21 protein-coding genes, 1 tRNA gene and 1 pseudogene are annotated in these 23,426 nt (G+C 72.3%); 15 read left to right on the top strand and 8 right to left on the bottom strand.

Features of this window, described 5'->3' with window-relative positions; genetic code table 11:
• Entirely contained in the window at positions 1-756 is a 756-nt protein-coding gene (locus ACQEU6_RS28935; protein ID WP_067627928.1) for an FHA domain-containing protein, read from the bottom strand.
• A gap of 128 nt (positions 757-884) precedes the next feature.
• On the opposite strand from ACQEU6_RS28935, the gene ACQEU6_RS28930 reads away from it, so the two are divergent.
• A tRNA-Leu gene (locus ACQEU6_RS28930) sits at positions 885-967 on the top strand.
• Between the two features lie 1,633 nt (positions 968-2,600).
• The gene (locus ACQEU6_RS28925; protein ID WP_499336209.1) at positions 2,601-2,963 is read left to right on the top strand and encodes a hypothetical protein; all 363 of its coding nucleotides are present in this window, start codon (positions 2,601-2,603) and stop codon (positions 2,961-2,963) included.
• A gap of 3 nt (positions 2,964-2,966) precedes the next feature.
• Here ACQEU6_RS28925 and ACQEU6_RS28920 read toward each other — a convergent pair whose 3' ends face one another.
• Positions 2,967-3,767 carry a hypothetical protein gene (locus tag ACQEU6_RS28920; protein ID WP_499336208.1) on the bottom strand — a complete coding sequence of 267 codons (801 nt, stop codon included), beginning with the start codon at positions 3,765-3,767 and terminating at the stop codon, positions 2,967-2,969.
• 141 nt (positions 3,768-3,908) lie between these two features.
• The gene (locus ACQEU6_RS28915) at positions 3,909-4,997 is read right to left on the bottom strand and encodes a hypothetical protein (protein ID WP_499336207.1); all 1,089 of its coding nucleotides are present in this window, start codon (positions 4,995-4,997) and stop codon (positions 3,909-3,911) included.
• A gap of 61 nt (positions 4,998-5,058) precedes the next feature.
• Here ACQEU6_RS28915 and ACQEU6_RS28910 point away from each other — a divergent pair.
• Positions 5,059-5,178 (top strand): annotated as a pseudogene (locus tag ACQEU6_RS28910) (Tn3 family transposase); the annotation flags it as partial.
• A gap of 140 nt (positions 5,179-5,318) precedes the next feature.
• Here the strand turns inward: ACQEU6_RS28910 and ACQEU6_RS28905 are convergent.
• Positions 5,319-6,143 carry an NmrA family NAD(P)-binding protein gene (locus ACQEU6_RS28905; RefSeq protein ID WP_499336206.1) on the bottom strand — a complete coding sequence of 275 codons (825 nt, stop codon included), beginning with the start codon at positions 6,141-6,143 and terminating at the stop codon, positions 5,319-5,321.
• Positions 6,144-6,271: 128 nt separating this feature from the next.
• Positions 6,272-7,468 carry a low temperature requirement protein A gene (locus ACQEU6_RS28900; RefSeq protein ID WP_499336205.1) on the bottom strand — a complete coding sequence of 399 codons (1,197 nt, stop codon included), beginning with the start codon at positions 7,466-7,468 and terminating at the stop codon, positions 6,272-6,274.
• Between the two features lie 230 nt (positions 7,469-7,698).
• Here ACQEU6_RS28900 and ACQEU6_RS28895 point away from each other — a divergent pair, with 230 nt between their 5' ends.
• The 9 genes from ACQEU6_RS28895 to ACQEU6_RS28855 all read left to right on the top strand — a co-directional run bounded on the left by ACQEU6_RS28895 (position 7,699) and on the right by ACQEU6_RS28855 (position 15,969).
• Positions 7,699-8,457 carry an SDR family oxidoreductase gene (locus tag ACQEU6_RS28895; RefSeq protein WP_499336204.1) on the top strand — a complete coding sequence of 253 codons (759 nt, stop codon included), beginning with the start codon at positions 7,699-7,701 and terminating at the stop codon, positions 8,455-8,457.
• Between the two features lie 176 nt (positions 8,458-8,633).
• Entirely contained in the window at positions 8,634-8,870 is a 237-nt protein-coding gene (locus tag ACQEU6_RS28890; RefSeq protein WP_499336203.1) for a hypothetical protein, read from the top strand.
• 37 nt (positions 8,871-8,907) lie between these two features.
• Positions 8,908-10,734: a ferritin-like domain-containing protein gene (locus ACQEU6_RS28885; protein WP_499336202.1), complete on the top strand. Its 1,827-nt coding sequence runs from the start codon at positions 8,908-8,910 to the stop codon at positions 10,732-10,734.
• Between the two features lie 441 nt (positions 10,735-11,175).
• Positions 11,176-12,102: an RNA polymerase sigma-70 factor gene (locus ACQEU6_RS28880; RefSeq protein WP_499336201.1), complete on the top strand. Its 927-nt coding sequence runs from the start codon at positions 11,176-11,178 to the stop codon at positions 12,100-12,102.
• Between the two features lie 236 nt (positions 12,103-12,338).
• On the top strand, positions 12,339-13,565 hold the full coding sequence (locus ACQEU6_RS28875; protein ID WP_499329217.1) for an IS110 family RNA-guided transposase: 1,227 nt from the start codon (positions 12,339-12,341) through the stop codon (positions 13,563-13,565).
• A gap of 131 nt (positions 13,566-13,696) precedes the next feature.
• Positions 13,697-14,437: a nuclear transport factor 2 family protein gene (locus tag ACQEU6_RS28870; protein WP_499336200.1), complete on the top strand. Its 741-nt coding sequence runs from the start codon at positions 13,697-13,699 to the stop codon at positions 14,435-14,437.
• Between the two features lie 30 nt (positions 14,438-14,467).
• Positions 14,468-14,812, top strand: a complete 345-nt coding sequence (locus ACQEU6_RS28865; RefSeq protein WP_499336199.1) for an ArsR/SmtB family transcription factor — start codon at positions 14,468-14,470, stop codon at positions 14,810-14,812.
• 3 nt (positions 14,813-14,815) lie between these two features.
• On the top strand, positions 14,816-15,322 hold the full coding sequence (locus tag ACQEU6_RS28860) for an SRPBCC family protein (RefSeq protein ID WP_499336198.1): 507 nt from the start codon (positions 14,816-14,818) through the stop codon (positions 15,320-15,322).
• A complete protein-coding gene (locus ACQEU6_RS28855; protein WP_499336197.1) occupies positions 15,322-15,969 on the top strand; it encodes a dihydrofolate reductase family protein in 648 nt (215 codons plus the stop codon). The genes ACQEU6_RS28860 and ACQEU6_RS28855 overlap by 1 nt, the downstream gene beginning before the upstream one ends.
• 87 nt (positions 15,970-16,056) lie before the next feature.
• Here the strand turns inward: ACQEU6_RS28855 and ACQEU6_RS28850 are convergent, their stop codons facing one another.
• On the bottom strand, positions 16,057-17,142 hold the full coding sequence (locus tag ACQEU6_RS28850; RefSeq protein ID WP_499336196.1) for a DUF5937 family protein: 1,086 nt from the start codon (positions 17,140-17,142) through the stop codon (positions 16,057-16,059).
• Positions 17,143-17,241: 99 nt separating this feature from the next.
• Between ACQEU6_RS28850 and ACQEU6_RS28845 the strand changes: the two genes are divergently transcribed.
• Together ACQEU6_RS28845 and ACQEU6_RS28840 are read left to right on the top strand one after the other, a co-directional pair.
• Positions 17,242-18,744: an MFS transporter gene (locus tag ACQEU6_RS28845; RefSeq protein WP_499336195.1), complete on the top strand. Its 1,503-nt coding sequence runs from the start codon at positions 17,242-17,244 to the stop codon at positions 18,742-18,744.
• Between the two features lie 48 nt (positions 18,745-18,792).
• Positions 18,793-19,644, top strand: a complete 852-nt coding sequence (locus tag ACQEU6_RS28840; protein WP_499336194.1) for an aldo/keto reductase — start codon at positions 18,793-18,795, stop codon at positions 19,642-19,644.
• A gap of 21 nt (positions 19,645-19,665) precedes the next feature.
• Here ACQEU6_RS28840 and ACQEU6_RS28835 read toward each other — a convergent pair whose 3' ends face one another.
• The gene (locus ACQEU6_RS28835; RefSeq protein WP_499336193.1) at positions 19,666-20,310 is read right to left on the bottom strand and encodes a response regulator; all 645 of its coding nucleotides are present in this window, start codon (positions 20,308-20,310) and stop codon (positions 19,666-19,668) included.
• Positions 20,307-21,524: a sensor histidine kinase gene (locus ACQEU6_RS28830; RefSeq protein ID WP_499336192.1), complete on the bottom strand. Its 1,218-nt coding sequence runs from the start codon at positions 21,522-21,524 to the stop codon at positions 20,307-20,309. Before ACQEU6_RS28830 ends, ACQEU6_RS28835 begins: the two co-directional genes overlap by 4 nt.
• On the opposite strand from ACQEU6_RS28830, the gene ACQEU6_RS28825 reads away from it, so the two are divergent.
• Positions 21,513-23,402 (top strand): protein-arginine deiminase family protein, encoded by a 1,890-nt coding sequence (locus ACQEU6_RS28825; RefSeq protein ID WP_499336191.1) that lies wholly within the window; start codon positions 21,513-21,515, stop codon positions 23,400-23,402. The genes ACQEU6_RS28830 and ACQEU6_RS28825 overlap by 12 nt on opposite strands.
• The last annotated feature ends 24 nt before the right edge of the window (positions 23,403-23,426 follow it).

Here is a 23,426-nt window from a genome sequence, read left to right as displayed (position 1 = left end):
TTACTCCCTATCGCGGCGGAACACAAGAGTGGTGCGGCCCATCGTGACCCGGGAGCCGTCGACCAGCGTCACCCGCCGGATCGGCTGCCCGTTCACGAACGAGCCGTTGGTCGACCCTAGATCCACGAGAGCGATTTCGGGACCTTCTACGCGGATCTCGGCATGGTGCCGTGATACCCCGGGATCGACGAGACGCAGGTCGCAGTCGGTGCCGCGACCCAGAAGGGTCACGGGAGTGTTGATCTCATAGGTGCGCTGAGTCGTGTCGGATCCCTCCACCGCCGTGGTCACCAGTAGCCGCGGGTGTCCCCCGAACACCCCGCCCCGGCCGCCCTGCGGCACGTCGCTCACCGGCCGGCGGATCTCCCCGCCCTCGACCGTCGAGCCCCGGATCACGCCCGACCTGATGCGGAACATGCCCGTGGCGAGGTCCCCCGCGTTCTCGAACCGCACGCGCACCGGACCCACGAAGGAGTACCCCTGCTCCTTCGCGTACTCGCGCGCGAGGTTCGCCAGCTCCTGGCTCAGGCTGTCGGCGTACACCTGCAGCCGCTGCCCGTCCTGCTGAGAGATCTCCACGACGAAGTCGTTCGGCACGAGCGTCCGGCCCTGTGCCACGATCGCCGCCCGATCGTCCATCTCGCGCTGCACAGCACTGGCCACCTCGACCGGCTGGAGCTCGGACTTGAAGGCACGGGCGAAGGCCCCTTCGACCATGCCCTCAAGCCGTCGCTCGAAGCGCTGAATGACGCCCACGGGCACCTCCCTTCCCCACTGGTAGACGATCGTATCGGTGCGAAGGTTCGCTCGGCGTATCTGGATACCTAACCACCCTCGACCCCGTGCTAGCCTTTTCAGGCACCCGGAAACGGGACGGCACCCATGGGCGGGTGGCGGAACGGCAGACGCGCACGGTTCAGGTCCGTGTGTCCGAAAGGATGTGAGGGTTCAAATCCCTCCTCGCCCACTCCGGGGTACAGACGGAAGTCGTATCCCCACAGTGACGGAACAGACCCTGGAGCGGCAAGCTCCGGGGTCTTCTTCGTTGCAGGGGCCTCGTCTGGGCGGCGATGCCGCGGATGCGTCGTCCTGAGGCTCGTTCGATGGCCTCGTAGGTGTCCTGCTTTGCGTAGCCGTTGATGCCCTCGACTGAACTTCTCAGGCGTCCGTAGATCCGCTGCCACTCGGCGCTCCCGTAGGGGTGGGGCTGCCAGTGCTTGGCGCCGCGCTCGGGGGCGATGGTGATCGAGGTCTGCTGGCAGATCGGTGGGTCCTGGACGGGGCGGCGCTTGATCGAGATCAGCGGAAGTGCTGGGTCGGCACCCAGGCTGGTGGGTTTGCGGGGGCACTGGACCTTGCCGGCCGAGGCCGGGCAGAGGAAACGCCGATACCCCTCGTCATCGGGCTTGCCCTTGCGGCGGCGATGCCCACCAAGGCGTGCCGACCGAGCGCCGCGGTACGCGGATATGGGTGTCCGGGCACACGTCGCGGGGGCTGACCACCTTCCCCGGCCCCGGTCGGCGGTGGGGGACGAACACCGGCCCGCGGATGCGGCCCTTCAGCATCCGGGGCAGGAGCCGGGCAGTGCCGGCGTCCCGGTACACGGCCCAGGACTCCCGAAGCTCCGGCGAGGTGCAAGGTAGGTAGGGATCGTCGCGGTCAGCAGGTGGGCAGCTGGACGCGAGCGGTCGGGGTGCCAAGCTCGCGTTGGAGCGGGTCAGGTGGCATGCGTCTCGAACGCACGACAGGACTGTCTGGTTTGCCAAGGTCGATGACCTGGTGCCGTGCGCATCAAGGCTGCGTACGACGTCACAGAGAAGATCCAAGGAAGGACGACATGCTTCAGTCGACACCGCCGGATCCGCGAGGCCCCGCTCCGGGGCGGCCGTATCCGATTCCGCCGCGTCCGCCCCAGGGCTGACTCCCGGTTGATCACCGGGCCCTCCTCGCTAGTTGACGAGGGTCCGCTAGCACCACTGGCCCTTCCCCTCGGGGGAGGGCCAGTTCTCAATTGGCTGCATGCACACACGACCCGGACCTTGAAGGGGGTCTCATGATCGGGACCTCGAACGACGCAGCTTCGGGCACCCCGGACGGGCGTTCCCACGCCGACTACCTCCCCGGCTAACCGCCAGGAGGTCCAAGAACGCCAGCACGGCTAGTTGCCCGGCCCGGCAGGGCTTCGAAACGCGAGCGGCCCTGTCTCCTCGAGGCCGCTTCTTTCGGTCGGCGTTCAGGCCGCAGTTAGGGAAGCCTGGGCGCCGTCGGTGGTCTGGACGGTGGTGGTGGCGGTGGCGACGTGTCCGGCGTGGGCGTGTCCGAGAAACGTTCGTTTCCGGACGCCCGCCGCACGGGTGTCGACGGGCGTCCGGGAAACCGCCCGCCGTCCAATCGGAGCCACCGCAGGTCAGGGCGCATCCGAGGGCGAGGCCTTGAGCCCTCGGACATGAGCGGTCTGTGGCTGCGCCGGAGCCGTCGAGCCCGCCGAGGCGTTCGCCGACGAGCTCACCGCACGGAGCATCACCCCCGAGCACGACCTCGCCGCGGCCGCCGTCCCCACGCGGCGCCCACCCGCCAGCAACGCCGCCCTCATCCAGGCCGTGGTCAACACCCGCGGCTCGACCCTGGACCGAGCCGACCAGGAGACCCGCCGCCAAGTCCCACCGCTCCGCACAGCCCTCGCCGACCTCGAACACCTCCCCGAACCGGGGGTGATCAGCAGGCGGGCAGACGGCCGGGGCCGTCAGGGCGATACTGAGTTGATGTTCGTCCCGATGAGCCCGCTTTCCTGCTTGGCGTTCGGCCTCACCTTCATCGGCCTGGGCTGTTGGATGGCCCTGTTCAACGATCCGATGGTGGTCCGCAGTTTCGGGGGGCTGTTTCTGCTGATAGGTGCGGGCATGGTGGCTGGTTGTATCTGGCTGCGTCGATCGGGTGTGAACTGGTTCCAGACCTGGTTCTAGCGTTCACCGGGCGGGTTGGATGCGGAGGACGGCGGCGGTGTCGAGGATCTTGACGACTTCCAGGCTCATGGTGTTGTTGATGGTCGCGGCGGTTCCTTTGTCGCAGCTCAGCCGGATGCCGCCGCCCTGCGACGAAACGCTGCCGCCGCCGGAGCAGCCCGAAATGCTGTAGCCCGACCCCGTCAGCGGCGCGACCATCTCGACGGAGCGGCCGGTGATCGCCGTCACCTCGATCGGGCCGAGGCCGTACTTTCCCGGCACTGGCACGACGTCCCCCACGGCGACCTTGATTTCACACGTCCCGTCAGCGCACGGCCCGGTCGGCGTGGGCTCGGGCGCCGGCGACCCGGAGCCTGACCTGGCGGGACGGCCCGTGGCGGGAGACCCGTTCGAAGAATCCGAGGAACACGACGGTAGAGCGGCGAAAATGACAGCGACAACAACGGCGACGACGGCGATCGATGACCTCTTTCGCATCATGGTCACCATGGAACCGCAGCTGCCATGGGTGGTCGGCGAACGACGCACATCCTCGTCATCGGCACGTCCGGTTTTCCAGTGTTCCTCGCGCCCCGGTGAACTCACCCACGAGGACACCGGGGCGCGAGGAACAACGAGCAGGCGGCTGGAGCCGTCGACTTCCCGGTTTGTGCCGGTGCGCAGATCGTGGATGACCGCGCCGTCCAGGCCGCTGCAGGCGAGCCGGCTTGCGTCCGGGGCGACGACGCAGCGCGGCATCCGGCCGGTATCCACCTCCCAGATCAGGACGGCGTCGCGGTGGGCGGTCGCCCTCGTGCGAGCCACGAGCCGTCTGGTGCCGCCGCGCAGGACGACGACGGTACCCGGCGCGGATCGGGCCGCTGCTCGGCGACGCCCACGTCCAGGTCCCAAAGCCGGATGGTGCCGTCCTGGTACGTGGTCAGCCCCGGCTGACTACGGCCAGGTTCAGGAAAGTGCCGCAGTCCAGCGGCGCAGCCGACCGGGGCGAACCCGCCACGAGCTATCGAAGCCGACGCTGGACATGACCCACGTGCCGTCGCCGTCGCTGCCGGCCAGGCTGCCCAGGTCGCCGTTATCCCCGTTGTCTTCATTGTCGAGGAAGGCGAGGCATGCCACCGGCTCCAGTGTGGTGGCGTTGCTGAGCACATGATGCGGGTTCAGGGACCGGGCTCCTAAGACCGCTACGAGTCGCGGTGTGACGAAGTGCGCCGCGTCGATTTCCTCTTCGTCATCCTCGTCCTCGTCCTCCCTGAGTGGGAAGGGGGCGAAATCGGGCTCGGTGAGCGCACCGTTGAAGTCGCCGGCCACGTCGCCCACGACCGGCCTACCGTCGGTGGCGCCCACCCACCGCGTGGCATCGGGGGAGAACCCCAGTGGATACCAGGAGCCGGTTAGCAGGACCGTCTCGGAATCGTCGTCGCAGTGCACCCAACATCCGTCATCGTTGTTGAACCCGACAACGTTGCCGCCCGGATGCACCAGGGGATCATTGGTGGGCAGGCCCTGGTAAATCGACGCGACGGTCGCGGTGAGCCGCCAGTCACCGGTGCTGACGACGTGCCGCACCACGGCGGCCGGCTTACCGTCTGTGGTGGCCGGCGTGGGCTCCGTGGAGCGGGCGTAGCCCCACAACGCACCCCCGTCGGGCCGGAACACCGCCGCGGCCAGCACCTCGTCGCCATCCTCGTCACGGAAGGAGGGGTGTTCGTTGCGCCACGCAACCCGCCCTGCGGGGTCGACGACGACCGTGCGGTCGAACCCGGCGAACACCGCCCACCGCGCGTCCGGGCTCACGTCGACGCGGTACCGGCTGGGCGCCAACAGATCACCCCGGGACGGCCACGGCAACTCATCCGGCACCGCAAACCGCTCCACCACCTGCAAGCTGCGGTCGAACACGAAGACCTCGCCGTCCACGCCGGACGCGATCCAGCCGCCGCCGCTCCAACGGCCGACCGGATCGACCACCGGCACAGCGGTCACGGCAACCAACTCGGCCTGGGCGACCGGGAACTCACCGTCGTCGTCGATCACCGAAGAACCATAACGGGAACCACCGGATCGGCACGGATCAACGCCCCCAACACAACCTCACCGCATCCACAAGGTGTTCCGCGAGGTCGGCCGCTCCGTACGGACGGTCGCCCTGCTGAGGTATCCGGCGGACCCGCAGCTTCGCGGCCGGGTCACGGCCGCGACCAACAAGGTCGAGTCCTGTGTCCGGGACATCCACGAATTCGAGGTGCCGGCGGCGGCCCGGGAGGTGAGCACCGAGGCTGCCAGCCCTTGGGGGGCGAAAGGCGGCGGGACGGACGCTGCGCGCCCGTCCCGCCGCCTTCCCCTGGTGGTCACCGATCAGGAGCGGAACGCGGCGGCGTTCTCGGCGGACCACTGGGCGAAGCTGCGCGCGTCGCGGCCGGTGATCTCCTTGACGGTCGGGACCACGGTGTAGCCGACCTCTGGCGTGTTCCCCAGCGCGTTGACGAGGAACTCGATGGTCTCCTCGCCCATGCCGTCGCCGCGCCACTTGGCGCGCGCCTGGTCCACGGTCAGCTCCACGAAACCCACGTCCGCGCCGATGGCCGCGCTCAGGATCGCGACCTTGTCCCTGAGCGTGATCACCTCGGGGCCGGTGATGGTGAGGGTCTCGCCGTCATGCCCGCCCTCGACCAGCACCGCGGCGGCCACGGCGGCGATGTCGCGCTCGTGCACCAGTGCGCTGAGCCGGTCGCCGAACGGCTCCTTGATGACGCCCTCGGCCCTGATCGTCTGTGCCCACCAGCGCAGCGTGTTGGACATGAACTCGACCGGTTCGAGCAGCGTCCACTCGATGTCGGTGGCGGCCAGAGCCTGCTCCAGCTCACCGTCCGCGCGCCCGCCGAGCACCGTGATCCGCCGTACGCCCGCCTCGGCGGCCAGCTTCACCAGACCGGCGCCGTCGGGCAGCGGCGTGTAGTCGTCACCCGCGAAGTTGATCAGGTGCGCGGCCTCGACGCCGTCGAAGACGCCGGCCAGTGAGTCGAGGTCGGCGAGGTCGCCGGCGACGACCTCGACACCCTCGGGGACGGCGGCCTTGGCGGGGTTCCTGGTCAGGGCGCGAACCGGCTGCCCCGCCGCGCGGAGCTCCTCGACGACGAAACGGCCGACGGTCCCGGTGGCACCTGCGACGAGGAAGGTCATGATCGAACCCCTAACTATGTGGAACGGAACGTTCTGCTCTCACTCTAACGGAACGGAACGCTTCATTCCACTGTCGAGTGGAGGGGGCGTGATGACCGTCCGCATCGTGGGCAGTGGGCGGTCGGGGGCTACGGCGTATCCGGGACCAGCGTGTTCCGTTCTGGCGAGGTGTCCCTGTTCTGGATGAGGGTGAGGATGGTCATCGCGACGCAGACGGCCGTGATCGACGCGACGACCGTGACCACTCCGGTCCGGGCCTCCGCCGGGGGCAGGAGGAGGACGGCGGCGGCTCCGCCCAGCACCAGCGTGGGACGCAGGACGGGCGCGCCCAGGATGGGCATGTGGACCGTCCAAAGCAGCAGGACGAACAGCGCGGCCGGGATCGCCACGGCGTAGCAGACGGCGAGAGGTGACGCCCTGAGGTCGTGTGCGGTCTGTTCGACGGCGACATCGAGGCCGGCGCCGAGCGCGGTGAGGCTCGCGTAGATGCCGTAGTGGCCGTAGCCCCACCGGTAGGACAGGTGGCGGCGGTCGCTGAGGCCCGTGCCCACGGGGACGAGGAAGTAGAGCCACCAGAGCGCGAACAGCAGGGCGAGGCCGGAACCGGCGATGGCGACGAGCCCGCCGCTGACCTCGGCTTTGTCGAGCGCCCCGGCCACCGCCCTGGACACGGCGAGGACGCTCTCCCCGAAGAGGATGATCGTGAACAGGCCGTAGCGTTCGGCGATGTGGTGCGGGTGCCAGTTCGTGGGGCCGGCCCGCTCCGCCCACCGCGGCACCGCGAGTTCCAGCAGGGCCAGGGCGACGAAGCACGGGACCTGGGCCGGTGAAGGCAGGGCGCCCGCCTCCGCCGCGACGAGCCAGAGGATCCAGCCGGCTTGTGCGACGGAGATGCCGAGGGCGTAGCGCAGCGCGGTGCGGCGGCCCGCCGGGTCCTCGGCGCCGGCCCGCAGCCACTGCACGACGAGGGCGACGCGCATGACGAGGTAGCCGATCGCGACGGCGCGGTAGTCGGAGTGGCCCGCCGCGGCGGGCACGCCCGCGGCGAGGACCAGGACGCCCGCCATCTGCGCCATGGTCAGCAGCCGGTAGGGCACGTCATCGGTGTCGTACGACGACGCGAACCAGGTGAAGTTCATCCACGCCCACCAGACCGCGAAGAAGACCTGGAGGAACGGGACGAGCCCGGACAGGGCGCGTCCGTCGGCGATGTGATGGGCGAACTCGGTGGTGACGGCGGCGACCGCGACCACGAAGGCGAGGTCGAACAAGAGTTCTAGCTGGCTCGAGGCGCGGTGCGCCTCGTCGACCGCGCGCGCGGTCATCCGGATCCGGATCCGGCACCCGGTGTCTGCTGGCGGCACGGTCTCGCTCCCGTCGTCGCATGGGCTCGTCCTGCTGCAAGGACAGGACAGCGCTCGTGTTTGTGACGGGCGGGGCCCGATCCGACCGCTTCCCGGAAACTTTCGCCCGGGCTGTCACAGCTCGGACGGGTGGCCTGTCTTAGCTGGCGACCGGGCGGTGACCGACGGCCCGGCGGACGGGAAGGGTACTCATGAAGATCGTGGTCATCGGCGGCACCGGCCTGATCGGTTCGAAGGCCGTGGAGATGCTCCGGCAGCACGGGCACGAGGCGGTGCCGGCCGCGCCGAACACGGGCGTGAACGCGCTCACGGGCGAGGGGCTGGCCGAGGTGCTGGAGGGCGCCTCCGCGGTGGTCGACGTGTCCAACTCCCCGTCCTTCGAGGACGAGGCGGTGCTGGACTTCTTCACGACCTCGACCGGCAACCTGCTGGAGGCGGAGAAGAAGGCCGGCGTGGGCCACCACGTCGCGCTGACGATCGTGAACACCGACCGGCGGCCCGACATCGGCTACTTCCGGGCGAAGCTCGCGCAGGAGAAGCTGATCGGGGAATCGCCGATCCCGTTCTCGCTCGTGCACGCGACGCAGTTCTTCGAGTTCGGGCGCAGGATCGCCGACGAGGCCGCCGCCGGCGGCGGCACGGTCCCGATGCCGCCGGTGCTGTTCCAGCCCATCGCGGGCGAGGAGGTGTCCCGGACGGTCGCGCGGACCGCGGCGGGCGCGCCGCTGAACGGCCGGATCCAGATCGCCGGCCCCGAGGCGTCCCGGATGGACGTGTTCTTCCGCAAGGCGCTGGCCGCGTGGGGCGACCCGCGTGAGGTGGTCACCGACCCGCACGCGCACTACTTCGGCGCCGAGATGCACGAGCGCGACCTCGTCCCGGACGAGGGCGCCGCGACCCTGGGCGAGATCACGTACGCCGCCTGGCTGGCCGCGAACCCCGTCAGGTGACCGCCGTTCGCACCGCCGAGCCGAGGCCCGGGTCGACCGCGCCCCTGCTCTGGCGGTCCGCCAGAGCGAGAGTCTCACCCGCCTGGTCGCTTCCGGGCAGATCTCCGTGCAGCCGGTCCACGCGACCAGGCGTCCGGCCGGGCGGGCCATCCGAACGATCCGTGTGTGGAGGACTGATGAGCATCCCGGCCGGCGACGGGTTCGAGATCGAGTTCGAGGCGGAGGTCGAGGCCGAACTGGACCTGGCCGAGGCGAGCGACCCGGCGCGGGTCGCGGCGCAGCCGGCCTCCGCGTGGCTGTTCGACCCGGCCGAAGCCGAGGCCGAGGAGGTCGGGCTCCGCAACCTGCTCGGCGCGGCCGAGGAACTGGCCGCCCCCCGGTCCCGCGGGCACCGTCCCGGCGAAGGTGCCTGATCCCTGCCCACCCCACGACATCCGAAGCGAGACACCCATGAACCACCCGGCCGGGCGGCGGCATGCCCCCGTTCCCGACCCGTCGACCGGGATCGCCGCGATCGACGATCTCCGCGAGCACCTGCAGTGGGCGATAGAGCTGGAGCACGCGACCCTGCCGCCGTACCTGTGCGCGCTCTACTCGCTCGACCCGGAGCGCAACCCCGAGGCCGTCGAGGCGGTGGCGGGCGTTTTCGTCGAGGAGATGCTGCACCTGACGCTGGCCGCGAACCTGCTCAACGCCGTCGGCGGGAGCCCGCGGCTGGACGCCCCGGAGCTGCTGCCGCCGCATCCCCGGCGGCTGCCGCACGCCGACCCGTCGCTGGAGCTGTCGCTGCTCCCGTTCGGCGACGAGGCGCTCGGCATGTTCCTGCGCCTGGAGAAGCCGGCGCCGCCCGGTGCCCCCGCCGAGGGCGACGGTTACGAGACGATCGGCCAGTTCTACGAGGCGATCGAGGCCGGGCTGCGCGGACTGTGCGAGCGGCTCGGCGAGGCGGAGGTCTTCACCGGCGATCCCGCTCGCCAGGTCCACGCCGGGCATTTCCGGCACACCGCCGGACGGATGATCGCGGTCACCGACCTGGCCTCGGCGCTGGCCGCGCTGGAGGAGATCGTCGAGGAAGGGGAGGGCACGTCCCGCGGCGCGGTCTGGGACGGCGACCCCGACGTCCAGCACCCCGACCGGGACGAGGTCGCCCACTACTACCGCTTCCACGAGCTGCGGACCGGCCGCCGCTACCGCCGCGGCGACACCCCGCGGTCCGGGCCGACCGGCGAGCCGATCGGGGTGGACTTCGCCGGCGTCCTGCCGATGCGGCCCAACCCGAAGATCGCCGACCACGCGCCGGGCAGCGCGATCCGTACCGCCCAGGAGGAGTTCAACCGGACGTACTGCACTCTCCTGCACCTGCTGGAGCAGGCGTTCAACGGCAGCCCGCGGCTGCTCGCGGTCGCCGTCGCCACGATGTACAAGCTCAGGGCGCAGGCCCAGACGCTGATGCGGACGCCCGACGGCGACGGCACCACGGCCGGCCCCACGTTCGAGTACGTCCCGCCGGAGGAGCGCGGATGGACCGCCGGCGACGAGCCGCAGCGGATCACCGTGCTCCCCGACGGCCCCTACCTCGTCCACGGCGGCGTCCCGCTCCGCCGCAAACGCAAGATCGTCTCTGCCGATGGCAACGCGCTGACCTGGCAGACCGGCGACGCCCTGCCGACCGAACCCGCCTACGCGCTGTGCCGCTGCGGCCGTTCGGGGTCCAAGCCGTTCTGCGACGGGACGCACGGCCGGGTCGGGTTCGACGGCACCGAGAACGCCGACGTCCGTCCGTACGAGGAACTGCAGCACGTGCACGACGGGGTGGACATCTCGGCGCAGCGCGTGGGCGAGCTGTGCATCCACGCCGCGTTCTGCATCGGGCGCACCCGGCCGATCGCGGAGATGCTCGCCGAGACCGGCGACAGCGACGTCCGCTCCAACGTCATGGGGCGGATCGAGCACTGCCCGTCCGGCTCCTACAGCTACGCCCTGCGGCGCGGCGGCGAGACCGTCGAGCCCGACCTCCCGCCCGCCATCTCGGTCCTCGAAGAGGAGGACGGCCTGGCCAGCGCGCTGTGGGTCACCGGCGGCGTGCCGGTCCACCGCGCCGACGGGCGGCCCCTGGAGACCCGCAGCCGCATGACCCTGTGCCGTTGCGGGCACTCCTCCGGCAAGCCGCTCTGCGACGGGACCCACCGCAAGATCGACTTCCGCGAGGAAGCGGCCGGCCCGGCATCCCGCCCGGCCGGTGCCACCACGACGGCGGAAAAGGGAAGGACGCCATGAGCAAGCATGTCCCGGAGCCCGCGGCACACAGCACATGACCACCGAGAAGCCCGTCGTCGTCCTGGTCCACGGCGCGTTCGCCGAATCCCCAAGCTGGAACCGCATCATCCGGCGCCTGGACGGTCGCGGACCCCGCGCCGTCACCCGACAACCCGCTGCGCGACCTGGCGGGTGACGCCGCCTCCCCGGTCACGTCCGGCGACAACGAGTTCCGGTGCGACGAGGAGAAGTGCCGTCACCAGTTCTGCGCCGGTCCCGACGCCGAGGAGGCCGCCCTCATGGCCGCGGGATTTGCGGGAAGGACCGTCATGGCCCGGCGTACGCTCGACCGCGTGCACGAGGTCTTCGGCGCCGGTTGTCACAGGACACGGGCCTCGCTTGTCCGAGCTGTGCGAGGGCGGGGGCGACCGGACCGGCCCGCGATCCGGAATGGGGGCGATCATGGTGGCGGACGACTCGGGGGCGGCGCACGGTCCGGGCTCGGGGAGCGGGTCGGGGGCCGAGCCTCCGGACGATCTCGGCCGTGCCGCCGCGGTCTTCGCCGGGGTGCGGCCGCGCCTGTTCGGCATCGCGTACCGGATGCTGGGCAGCGTCGCCGAGGCCGAGGATCTGGTGCAGGACGTCTGGCTGCGCTGGCAGACCTACGACCGCGCCGCCGTGGCCGACCCCGCGGCGTTCCTGGCGACGACGACCACGCGGCTGGCGATCAACGTCCTGCAGTCCGCCCGGGTCCGCCGGGAGACCTACGTCGGCCCCTGGCTGCCCGAACCCGTCGACACCGGCGCCGACCCCCACCTCGGCGCCGAACGGGGCGAAGCGCTCAACCTCGCGGTTCTGATGCTGCTGGAGCGGCTCTCGCCCACCGAGCGCGCCGCCTACGTCCTGCGGGAGGCGTTCGACTACCCGTATCCGCAGATCGCCGCCATCGTGCAGGTCGGCGAGGCGGCTGCCCGGCAGCTCGTCAGCAGGGCCCGCAAGCACCTGCGTTCCGAGCGGCGGGCGCCGGTGACCGGGGCCGAGCAGCGCAGGCTGCTGACCGCCTTCGTCGCCGCCGCCCGCGCCGGCGACCTCGCCGCCCTGGAGGAAATCCTCGCGGCGGACGCGGTCAGCTACTCCGATGGCGGCGGCGCGGTCCGGGCGTCCCGCTTCCCGGTGGTGGGCGCGGTCCGGGTCGCCAAGTACGTCAGGGCGTTCGCGGACCGCTTCTGGGAGGGCGTCGACGTGGAATGGGCCACCGTCAACGGGCAGGCGGCCGCGCTGCTGCGGCGCGACGGCGAGACCTTCGCCGTCCTGACCGTCGATGCCTCCGAGCGCGGCATCGGCCGGGTCCTGTGGATGATGAACCCGGACAAGATCGCCGCCGCCTAATGGGAGCTGCCGGGTCGTAGAGACTCGGTAGCCGTAGCCGCCAGCAGGTGAGCACTCCCGCCGCCGGAAGCCGTCCGACTTCTGAGGTCAGACCGTGCCCCTGCTGGTCGGCCGGGAGGCCAGACCGCTGATGGGGTGGCGTGCCCGCCCAGTGGGGTGTGAGCACTGGATCCATTAGGCCGCGTGCCGCGCTTTCCGCAGGCTGCAAGGAGCGAAGTACCTGACCAGGAGGACGAGTGCTGCTGATCGGCGATGACTGGGCCGAAGACCACCACGATGTCGAGGTCCAGGACGAGACCGGCCGGAAACTGGCCGCCGCGAGGTTGTCCGAGGGCGTGGAGGGGATCGCCAAGCTGCACGAGCTCGTCGCCGAGCACGGCGGTGGGGACCTTGATGCCGCCGAGGTCGTGGTCGGGATCGAGACCGACCGCGGCTCATGGGTGCAGGCCCTGATCGCCTCCGGTTACCAGGTCTATGCGATCAATCCCCGGCAGGTGGCCCGGTTCAAGGAGCGGTACGCCTCCTCCGGCGCCAAAAGCGACAAGGGCGACGCACACGCGCTGGCCGACATGGTCCGCATCGACCGGGCCCAACTGCGGCCGGTGGCCGGGGACAGCGCCCAGGCCCAGGCCGTCAAGGTCGTCGCCCGCGCCCACCAGACCCTGATCTGGGAACGCACCCGCGCCTTCCAGCGGCTGCGCAGCACGCTGCGGGAGTACTTCCCCGCTGCCCTGAACGCCTACGCCGACCTGGCCCTGACCAGCACGGACGCACTGGAACTGCTGATCAAGGCGCCCGCCCCGGCAGCCGGGGCGAAGCTGACCCGCACCCAGATCACGGCCGTCCTGGCCCGCGCCCGCCGACGCAACCGGGACGCCAAAGCGGCCACGATCCAGACCGCGCTGCGCCAACGGCAGCTCGGCCTGCCCGAGCCGGTCACCGCCGCTTACGCGGCCACCGCCACCGCCCACGCCCATCTGATCATCGCGCTGAACGAGCAGATAGCCGCAATGGAGGAGCAGGTGAAGGCCCATTTTCGAACGCACCCGGACGCTGAGATCTACCTCTCGATGCCCGGCATCGCGGAGATCACCGGCGCCCGGGTGCTCGCCGAGTTCGGAGACGACCCCACCCGCTACGCATCCGCCAAAGCCCGCAAGAACTACGCCGGCACCAGCCCCATCACCCGGGCCTCCGGCAAGAGCCACACCGTCCAGGCCCGCTACGTCCGCAACAACCGCCTCGCCGACGCGCTGCAGACCCAGGCGTTCTCAGCCCTGCGCGCCTCGCCCGGCGCCCGCCGCTACTACGACAAACAGCGCGCCCGCGAGACCGGCTACAACCCCGCCCTGCGCCAGCTCGGCAACCGCCTCGTCGGCATCCTCCACGGATGCCTCAAGACCCGCACCCTCTACGACGAAGCGACCGCCTGGTCGCACCACGCACACCTCCATGCCGCTTGACATCAAACGACATGGGGTGTCTGACCGGCCGCGCGGGCGGCCGGTCACAACGGGAGCCGCCGTCCTGTCTTGACTGGCGACGGCTCGGCCGGCGACGTCCTCGCCGGCGCCCGAGCGAAGTGGGGGCGAACGTGCGGATGACCGGTCCGGGCGGCTTCGTGTCGCTGGCGGAGATGCTCGACGAGCGGCGGCACCTGCTGGACATCGCCGAGTGGATGTTCGGCCCGGACACCGCCGACCGGATCGTCCACGAGACGTACCGCCGCTGGTACGCGCTCGACGACGGCGAGCGTGCGGCCATTGCGGTGCCCCGGGCGTGGTTGACACGGGTGGCGGGCGGCATCTGCTTGGACCTCCTCGCCGGTGGCCGTGGCGACCGCGGTGGTGTGGCGGGGCGCGCGGACGCGGCCCGCCGGCCCGAGCCGGGGACCGCGAGCGATCCCGTCGCCGCCTGGCTGCGGCGCCACCCCCAGGGGGACCGCTCCGACGAGGCGCTGCTCGCGCGGCACGACCGTGTGGTCCGCCGGTTCGCCGCCGCCTGCGGCGCCGGCGACACCGCGGCGCTGAAGACCGTCCTGGCCGGCGACGCGATGGTGGTCAGTGACGGTGGCGGCAAGGTACGCGCCCCGGCGCACCCGACGCACGGCGCGGACGCCGTCGCCGACTTCATGACGGCCCTGCTGGCCGGGCGGCCCCGCACCGTCGTGACGGTCCGGTCCGTCAACGGCCGCGCGGGACTCCTCCTGCACCGGACGAGCCGCGCCGTTGCGGTGGCGAACGTGAGCACCGCGGGCACGGCGGTCACCGCCATCTGGATCACGCTGAATCCCGACAAGTTGCGGCGATGGCACCTCCCTGAGCGCGACGCTTGATGTATGCCGATATAGGCATATGATGACGTCATGGCACGGGCAGCGACGACGTCGGACGTCTTCAACGCGATCGCCGAGCCGCAGCGCCGGGAGATTCTGGCGCTGCTGCGGACGGGTGAGCGGTCGGTGACCGAGTTGGCCCGGGAGCTGGGAATGACCCAGCCGGGGGCGTCCAAGCACCTGCGGGTGCTCCGGGAGGTCGGGCTGGTGCGGGACCGCAGGGCGGGCAAGCAGCGCCTCTACGGCCTGGACGCCCGTGGGCTGCGGCCGATCCATGAGTGGACGGGCGGGTTCGAGCGGTTCTGGAACGGGAGTTTCGACCGGCTGGACGCGTACGTGCAGGACCTGAAGCAGGCAAGGCGGGAAGAGGAGTAGCTGATGAGCGCGATGGGACGAGGGGTGCCGGCGCAGTCCGCGACGGCCGACCGCGAGATCGTCATCACCCGCGTCATCGACGCCCGACGGGAGCTGGTGTTCGAGGCGTTCACCGAGGTGCGGCACCTGTCGCGGTGGTGGGGGCCGGAGGGGTTCACCACCACCACGCGGGCGTTCGAGTTCCGCGTCGGCGGGGAGTGGGAGTTCGTGATGCACGGACCGGACGGGACGGACTACCAGGAGTGGATCTCCTGGACCGAGATCGCCCCGCCGGAGCGGATCGCGCTGCTGCACGGCGAGTCCCGCGACGACCCGAACGCGTTCGAGACGGTCCTGACGTTCGCGCCCGACGGTGCGGCGACCCGGGTCGAGATGCGCACGGTGTTCCCCACCAAGGAGTTGCGCGACGAGGCGGCCGAGAAGTACCACGCGATCGAGGCCGGCCGGCAGACCCTGGGCAACCTGGCCGCTTATGTCACCGAGATCCTTCGGCAGGGAGCCCAGGGCTGATGCCCCGGGGTTCCCCGTCGCAGAACCACTGGATGGAGTTCATGGTGTCGGATACCACCTGCCATATGTCGATCTCGCTGGACGGCTTCGTCGCCGGACCCGACCAGAGCCGTGAGGCCCCTCTGGGAATGCGGGGGCGGGAGCTGCACGGCTGGCACATCGGCGACCCGCGGGCCAACGATGCGGACAAGATCGCGAACGAGTGGCTGATGCGCCCGAGGGGCGCGTACGTCATGGGCCGCAACATGTTCGGCCCGATCCGCGGGGACTGGGATGAGGACTGGTCGGGCTGGTGGGGCCCCGAACCGCCCTATCACGCGCCGGTGTTCGTGCTGACCCACCACCGCCATGATCCGATCCCGATGGCCGGGGGGACGACGTTCCACTTCGTCACCGACGGCTTCGACGCGGCCTACTCCGCGGCGTGCGAGGCCGCGGGCGGCAGGGGCGTGGACATCGCCGGCGGTGCCTCGACCGTCCGGCAGGCACTGGCGGCCGGGGTGATCGACGAACTCACCCTCGACATCGCGCCCGTTCTGCTCGGTTCGGGCGAGCGGATCTTCGACGGGGTCGACTTCGACTTCGAGCCCGCCGAGGTGCTCCACTCCCCGCTGACCACCCACATCCGCTACCGCCGTGTCCGCTGATACCGCCGTATCCGCTGATACCGCCGTGTCAGTTGACCCTCGGGCGGCCGCCGCGCCGCCCGCGGAGCAGCGTCGGGCCGAAGCCGCTCAGCGCAGTACGGCCGCCAGCAGGTCGGGCCCCAGCGCCGTCAGATCGGTCAGATTGGCGGTGTAGTGGACGTAGCGCCCGTGCCGCCGGGAGGTGAGCAGGCCCGCGCGGCGCAGGACGGCGAGGTGGCGGGAGACCTCCGGGGGCGAGAGTTCCCAGGCGTGGGCCAGCTCACCAGTGGTGTGCGGGCCGCGGGCCAGGGTGCGCAGCAGCCGCAGCCGGACCGGATGCGCGAGCGCCTCCAGCCGTAGCGTGACCGTTTCCAGCGACACCGGCTCTGAGGGACCCGCCTCGGCGACGGGGTACTGCACCACCGGCCGCCATCCGGGCGCGTGGACCGCCACCAGGTGCGGGCGGCCGAAGACGCTGGGGATGAAGGCGACCCCGGTGCCGCGGGCGGTGGTCGCACTGTCCTGCAGCTTGTCCACGACGATGCTGTCGCCGTCCGGCGCCAGGGTCACGGCGCTGGAGACCGACGCGAGCGCCGCCCCGATGCCCTGGCGCTTCAGCAGGTCGTTCTTCAGCCGCAGGTCGGTGGCCAGTTGCGCGGCGACGCCCGTCCAGGCGGTGTCGAAGAAGGCCTCGGCGCACTGTTCGAGGGTGTGACGCACTCGGGCCCGCACGACGGCCGGGTCCGCGAGAAGCCGTTCCGCGAACGCCTCCTGGAGCGCGCCGCGGGCCTGGGCCAGGTCCAGGGCCCGCTCGCGCGCCGCCGCGTCGGCGAGCGGCGACGGCGCGGCGAAGTGGACCCGGTTGCTGCCGCACGTGGTGATGAGCGCGGCGGTCACATAGGTCTCGTCGTCGATCCGGTCCACCTCGTCCAACTCCTCGGCGAGGGTCGGCCGGGGACGAGCGGGGACGAGGAAGTCGGCTCGTGAGGAACGCCAGAGGAACTCCGCCTCCCTGAGCCGCTCGGCCAGCTCCGGGCGCAGCCCGGCCCAGACGCCCCCGGCCCAGGCGGCGAGCTGCGGGTGATGCCCCGGTTCGGCCAGCACGTGCAGCATCGCGGTCAGCTCGGCCAGCGGGGAGGCGGCGAACCGCAGCCGCCCGGACGGCGCGCCGCTGATGTCGATCCTCAGCGTCATCCCCCCATCCTCGCCGGTCGGACGGCCGGCGACCGTCCCGGTTGACGGTGTTCGTCAACCGGCATGGCCGGCCCGGCGGCCGGTCGCACCGTTGACGCCATGGCGACCACCACCAGGATCAAGCCGCACGCCCTCATCCGTGCCTCCGGAGGTCCCCGCTATGCCGTCGCCCTGGCCGTGGACGCGCTCGGCACCGGTCTGCTGCGGCCCTTTCTGCTGCTCTATGGCGTGATGGTGCTGAGGCTTTCCACGTCGGTCACCGGCATCGCCATGACGGTCGGCGTCGTGGCGGGCCTGGTGTGCATGCCCGCGGTGGGCCGTTGGCTGGACCGTGGCGCACGCAGCACGGTCGTGGCGGCGTCGATGCTGGTGCGGGTGCTGGGCGTGGCGCTGCTGCTGGCCGCCCCCGGAGGGCACGTCTTGCTGTTCGCGACGGCGGCGCTCTTCCTCGGCATCGGCAACCAGGCATGGCCGGCCGCCCACGCCGCCCTCGTGGCCACCGTCGCCCACGGCCGCGAACGCGACGCCGCTCTCGCGGGAGGCCGCGCCCTGCGCAACGCCGGCCTGGGCGCGGGCGCCCTCCTCGCCACCGCGTGCCTCACGGGCGGCACCACCGCGCTGCGGGCGCTGGCAGCCGTCACCGGGCTCGCCTACCTCGCTGCGGCGGCCTTGGCATGGTCGGTCCGCCTGCACGCGCATCCGGCCGTTGTTCCGGCCGAGGACAGGGCCGGCGGGCCCGCACCTCGGATGCGCGCCTTGCTTGCCGCCAACGTGGTCTACGTCTTCTGCCTCAACGTGCCCGAGATCGCGCTGCCTCTGGTCCTGGTGACCCGGTTGCACGCGTCCCCGCTGTGGCCGGCGGCCATCTTCGTGGCCAACACGATGCTGGTGGTCACCCTGCAGGTTCCCGTCACCGTCCTGATGTCCCGCTTCCCCCGGCGGACCGTGCTGGCCCTCGCCGGCGTGGTCCTCGCCACGTCCTACCTCGGCTTCCTTGCCGCCGCGTCGCTGGGACCCCGCTGGAGCGCCCCGGCCGTCGCCGCGGTCTCCGTGGTCTGCGCCATCGGCGAGATCATCTACGCGGGCAGCGCCACCGCGCTCGTCACCGCCCTGGCCCCGGGCCCTGTTCTCGGACGCGCCCTCGCCCGCTTCCAGCTCTCCACGGGCTTCGGCCTCGCCGTCTCCCCGGCGGTCATCACCGCTCTCGCCTCCCGCGGCCCGGCCGCCCTCTGGGGCGGCCTCGCCGCCGCGACGCTCCTCTCCGCCTCCGCCGTCGCCGCAGAGAAAGATCAAGGGACGCGGCCAGGCGGTCGCCGCCCAGAGAGGGCGGGCTCGGATGTGAACCCCTCCCGCGCGATGGCCCGGACCTGTTCGGAGGCGTCGCGCGCGAGCCGCAGCGCCTCGCTCACCTCGCCCTCGGGGTGGTCTCCCCGCCGCGCCCGGTCGAGATGGCGGGCGATCGCGAACAGGCTCGATCCGATGCGGTCGCGCAGGTGCGATCCGGAGCGGGCGCGCTCGACCGCCAGTGTGGCCTCGGACAGGTCCGCGCCGGCCGCTTTGAGTTCCCGTACCAGGTCGACAAGGCGCATAGCGGCCCAGTAGGGGAGCTGCGCGCGGATCTGGCTCACCAGGAGCACCAGGACGAGGGCGGTGTTCGATGAAAAGTCCGGGTCGGGACGCGGTGGCGCCCCAGGCGAGCGCCCTCCCGGATCAGCCTGTCGTCTCCTCGGGTGGTCGCCCGTAGAGGGCGGCGGTCCAGGCGTCGGTGAGGACGTCGACGCGTCGCTGGAGACCAGCCTGCGCCGGCTGCGCACCGACCACCTCGACGTGTACTGGGTGCACATGTGGGACCGGCACACGCCGGTCGAGGAGACCATGCGCGCGCTCGACGACGCGGTCCAGGCCGGCAAGGTGCTCTATGTGGGGATCTCCGACGCCCCCGCCTGGGTCGTCGAGCGCGCCGACACGCTGGCCGAGTGGCGCGGCTGGAGCCGGTTCATCGCCCTCCAGGTCCCCTACAGCCTGCTGAAGCGCGACATCGAACGAGACCTGCTGCCGATGGCCGAGACGCTCGGACTCGGCGTCACCGCCTGGAGCCCGCTCGCCGGCGGGGTGCTGTCGGGAAAGTACACCCGCTCGGCGACCGCCGGCGGCCGGCTCGCCGGCGCCCCGCTCCCGGACGGCGACCACGCCGTCGCCCGCGCCGTCGGGGAGGTCGCCGACGAGCTCGGGACCACGCCGGCGCGGGTGGCGATCGCCTGGACGATGAGCCGTTCGCCCATCGTCCATCCCATCATCGGGGCACGCACCAGTGATCAGCTGCGCGACGACCTCGCCGCCGTCGATCTGACCCTCCCGCCCGAGATCGTCGCTCGGCTGACCCGGGCCGCCGAGTTCACGCACGGCTTCCCGAACGACTTCATCGCCGAGACCTCTCCCTGGGTCTTCGGCTCCGCGCTCCCCGCCCCGCCCCGCGACTCCCCGGTCGTGGAGCACCGGTGACGGGCGGCCCGCTCGCGCGGGTCAGGGGCGGACCAGGCCGGACTGCCAGGCCCAGGCGGCGATCTCGACCCGGTTGCGGACGCCGAGCTTGCGCTGGACGCTCGCGACGTGGGTCTTGGCGGTGCCGGGCGTGATGGACAGCTCGGCGGCGATCTCCGCGTTGGTGCGGCCCCGCGCGACGAGGGTCGCGACCTCGGACTCCCTGCCGGTGAGACGCTCGTCGTCGGCGCGCGGCCGGGGAGCGGCGAAGCGGCGCAGCAGCCGGGTGGTGACCGAGGGGCTGATGAGCGCGTCCCCCGCCGCGGCTGCGCGGACGCCCTCCACCAGCAGCGCGGGGCCGGAGCGCTTCAGCAGGAAGCCGCAGGCGCCGTCGCGCAGGGCGGTGTGCACGTACTCGTCGAGGTCGAAGGTGGTGACGACGACCACCTTGAGCGGATCGGGGACGCCGGGGCCGGCCAGCAGCCGGGTGACCTCCAGGCCGTCCATGCGGGGCATCCGGATGTCGGCGAGGACGACGTCGGGGCGCAGCCGCCGGGCCAGTTCGACGGCGGCGGCGCCGTCGGCGGCCTCCCCGACCACCCGCATGTCGGGCTGGGCGTCCAGGATGATGCGGTAGCCGCCGCGGACGTCGTCCTGGTCGTCGGCGATGACGATCCGAATGGTCATCCTGGCGAGCGTAGCGGGATCAGGGCGGTGACCCGCCAGCCCCGCTCGCCCGCCGGGCCGGCCTCGAAGTCGCCGCCGAGGGCCTCGACGCGCAGGGCGATCCCGGGGAGACCGAGGCCGCCGCGGCGCCGCTCGCGCCGCGGGCCCGTACGGCCCCCGCGGCCGTCGTCGGTGACGGTGACGCGCAGGGCGGGGCCGGTCGCGGTGACGGCGACGTCGACGGCGGTCGCGCCCGGGGCGTGCCGCCGGACGTTCGTCAGGGCCTCGACGACCAGCCTGTACGCCGTCGCCGAGACCTCGGGGGGCGGCGTGCCGGCGTCCATCGCCAACCGGACCCGGGCCCCGCTCGACTCGCCGAAGCGGTCCACCAGCGCGGGCAGCTCGTCCAGGCCGTGCGGCCCGTCCCGGGGGCCGTTCTCGTGGAGCATGTGGACGGTGCGGTCCAGCGAGGCCATCGCGCGCGCCCCGGCGGCCTCGATCCGCCTGAGGGCCTCGGCGGCGTCCCCGCCGATCTGGGCCGCCTGTGCCTGAACGATCATCCCGCCGACCTCGTGCGCGACGAAGTCGTGCAGGTCGCGCGCCAGGTCGAGGCGCTGCGCGCGGCGCGCCTCGGCCACCGACCGGGCCCGCCGCGCGTCCAGGAACCGCAGGTACGTTCCGGTGCCGGCGGCCACCGCCGCGCCGAGCCCGCAGATCAGGCAGCCGAGCAGCGCGCCGCGCGCGCCGGCGGGCGGGACGACGTGCAGCGTCAGCCGCAGCGGAAGGAGCGTCACCGCGGCGGCGGCCGCCGTGCCCGCGATCACGGCGGGACGGGTTCCCGCGCGCCGCACCACCAGGTGGAGGAGCACCGCCGCGGCGGCCGTCTCGGCCAGCCACCAGCCGCCCGTCCGGTTGTCGGCCGGCCCGCGGTAGGCCAGGGTCGCGACCAGTGAGCCGGCCGCGGCCGCGCCCGCGACCGTTCCCGGCCGGGCGGCCGGGAAGGCGAGCATCAGGACCAGGGCGGCGCCCGTCAGCCAGGCCGGAACAGTGATCAGCGGCCCCACGCCGGGCGTGCCCGCGGCGGCGGCCGGCGTGAGCGCAGCGAGCAGTGCCCCGGCGGTGAGGGCGCGCGGGCGGCTCTGCCGAACGGCCGAGGCGCCCTTCAGGAAGATCTGCCGAACGGCCGATGCCCGTGCGGGGTCTCCAGCGCGAGGCTCGTCACTATGAACGATCACAGGCGAATCGTACGAACCGGGCTGGTCGCGGCCGCGGCGGCCTGCCTCGCGGGTTGCGGGTCGACGGCAGAGGCCGGCCTGGCGGGGGCGTCGTCCCAGGCGATGGTGCGCGCCGACACCGACCGCGACGGGCGGCTGTCGCCCGCCGACGACGCCGGGCGCGGCGCGTGGACCGCCGCCCGCGGGGCGATCATGCTGCCCAACCTGGACGACGACGCCTCCCGCTGCCCCACGGCCGGCGGGAAGGGCGGGCGGCTCACCGACGCGGCGCTCGCGGCGTGCCACGACGCGGCGGACACGGTGGTGAACGGTGCGGCCGACGCCGCCGACCTGGCGCCGCTGGAGATCCCGGCGGCGACGGGCGCGTCCGGTTCCGCGCGGGCGACGCTGCGGGCCGACGCCCGGTCGCGGAACAAGGTGCGGATCTTCGTCCGGCGCGGCGGGCGTCTCACGGCGCTCGGCGCGGACGGCGGGATCCGCCCGGACGAGCTGCGCCGCGGGGTGCGGCTCGCCGTCGAGGCGCGCGACGCCGTCCGCGACCCCGCCGCCTGGTCCGGGTTCAGCGACCTCACGCTGGCGGTCACCGACGGTGGCCGGACCCGGACCGACACGGTCCGGCTGCGCGTCGCGCCGGTGCTCTTCCAGCACGACCTCCTGCCCCTGGACCGCGCGGTCGTGGCGAACCCGAAGGCTCCCGTGACGCTGGAGAAGGGAACCGCGCCCGACAAACCCGTCAAGGGGCAGGAGGCGTACCGTCGCGACCTGCGGCGCGGACTGGACGCCGAGGGGCTGCGCGAGCCGTTCGTCGAGTCCCCGGCCGGGGGCGACCAGTGGATGGGCGACATGTTCAAGGCGGGTTACGCGTCCATGCCGGGGCCGGACGGCAGGGAGCACCACATCGCGGTCAACCTCAGGTCCCCGGCCGTGACTCCCGACTTCCCGGCCCGCGACCGCCCGCTGCGGGACGCGTCACGGCCGGTGTTCACCATGATGCGCGGACCGGGCGTCGCGGGCCTCCAGCAGTTCGACGCCGGGGCGGTCGACCGCCCCGACGACAACCTGTACTACGGGTCGGCCAGTTCGAGCGGCAACTTCGGGACGATCCCGCCGTACGGCAAGTACCGCACCGGGCGGATCGTGTACGGCGGGGAGGGCAGGTTCGCTCCCGACGCGACGTTCACCCGGATGCTGGACGCGCAGGGCTACCAGGACCCGATCGCCGTCGACACGAGCTGGCTCGGCGTGGGCCACATCGACGAGTTCCTCCACTTCGTCCCCAGGCGCGGGGGCAAGGGCTGGGCCATGGTCGTGGCGGACCCGCGGATGGGCATGGACCTGCTGAGGAAGGTCGCCGACGGTGGTGGCGGCGGGCAGCGGCTGGTCGAGGGCGTCGCCCCGTCCAACACGCAGTTCCCCGGCCTCACGGTCGCTCAGGCCCTCGCCAAGCCGGAACTGGTGAACGGGACCCGCATCGCGGCGGCGGGCGTCGACCGCGCGCTGCGGCAGTTCCGCGAGAAGGCCGGGATCACCGAACGGGACGTCATCCGCGTTCCGGCGCTGTTCACCGAGCTCGACCTGCCCGACGGCTACCCGCGCAAGGACCTGACCGTCACGTACCTGCCGGACGCCGCCAACGGCGTCGGCACGGGCACCGGCGGATACCTGGCCCCGGCCCAGCACGGGCCGCGGCAGGGCGGGCAGGACGTGTTCCAGCGCGCCACCGAGCAGGCGCTGCGCGGGGCCGGCGTGCGCGTCCACTGGGTCGAGGACTGGGACTACTCGCACTACGTCGGCACGGCCGGCGGCGACATCCACTGCGTCACCAACGTCCAGCGCAACCTGAGCGGCACCACGCCCTGGTGGCGTTCCGCCGGGTGAGAGGACCGGCCGGGTCCTGGGCGC

It is taken from the genome of Spirillospora sp. CA-108201 (genome assembly GCF_050936235.1).
Lineage (GTDB): Bacteria > Actinomycetota > Actinomycetes > Streptosporangiales > Streptosporangiaceae > Spirillospora.
The sequence above is the reverse complement of the archived record's forward strand: the minus strand, read 5'-3'. Positions and strand labels throughout refer to the sequence as shown.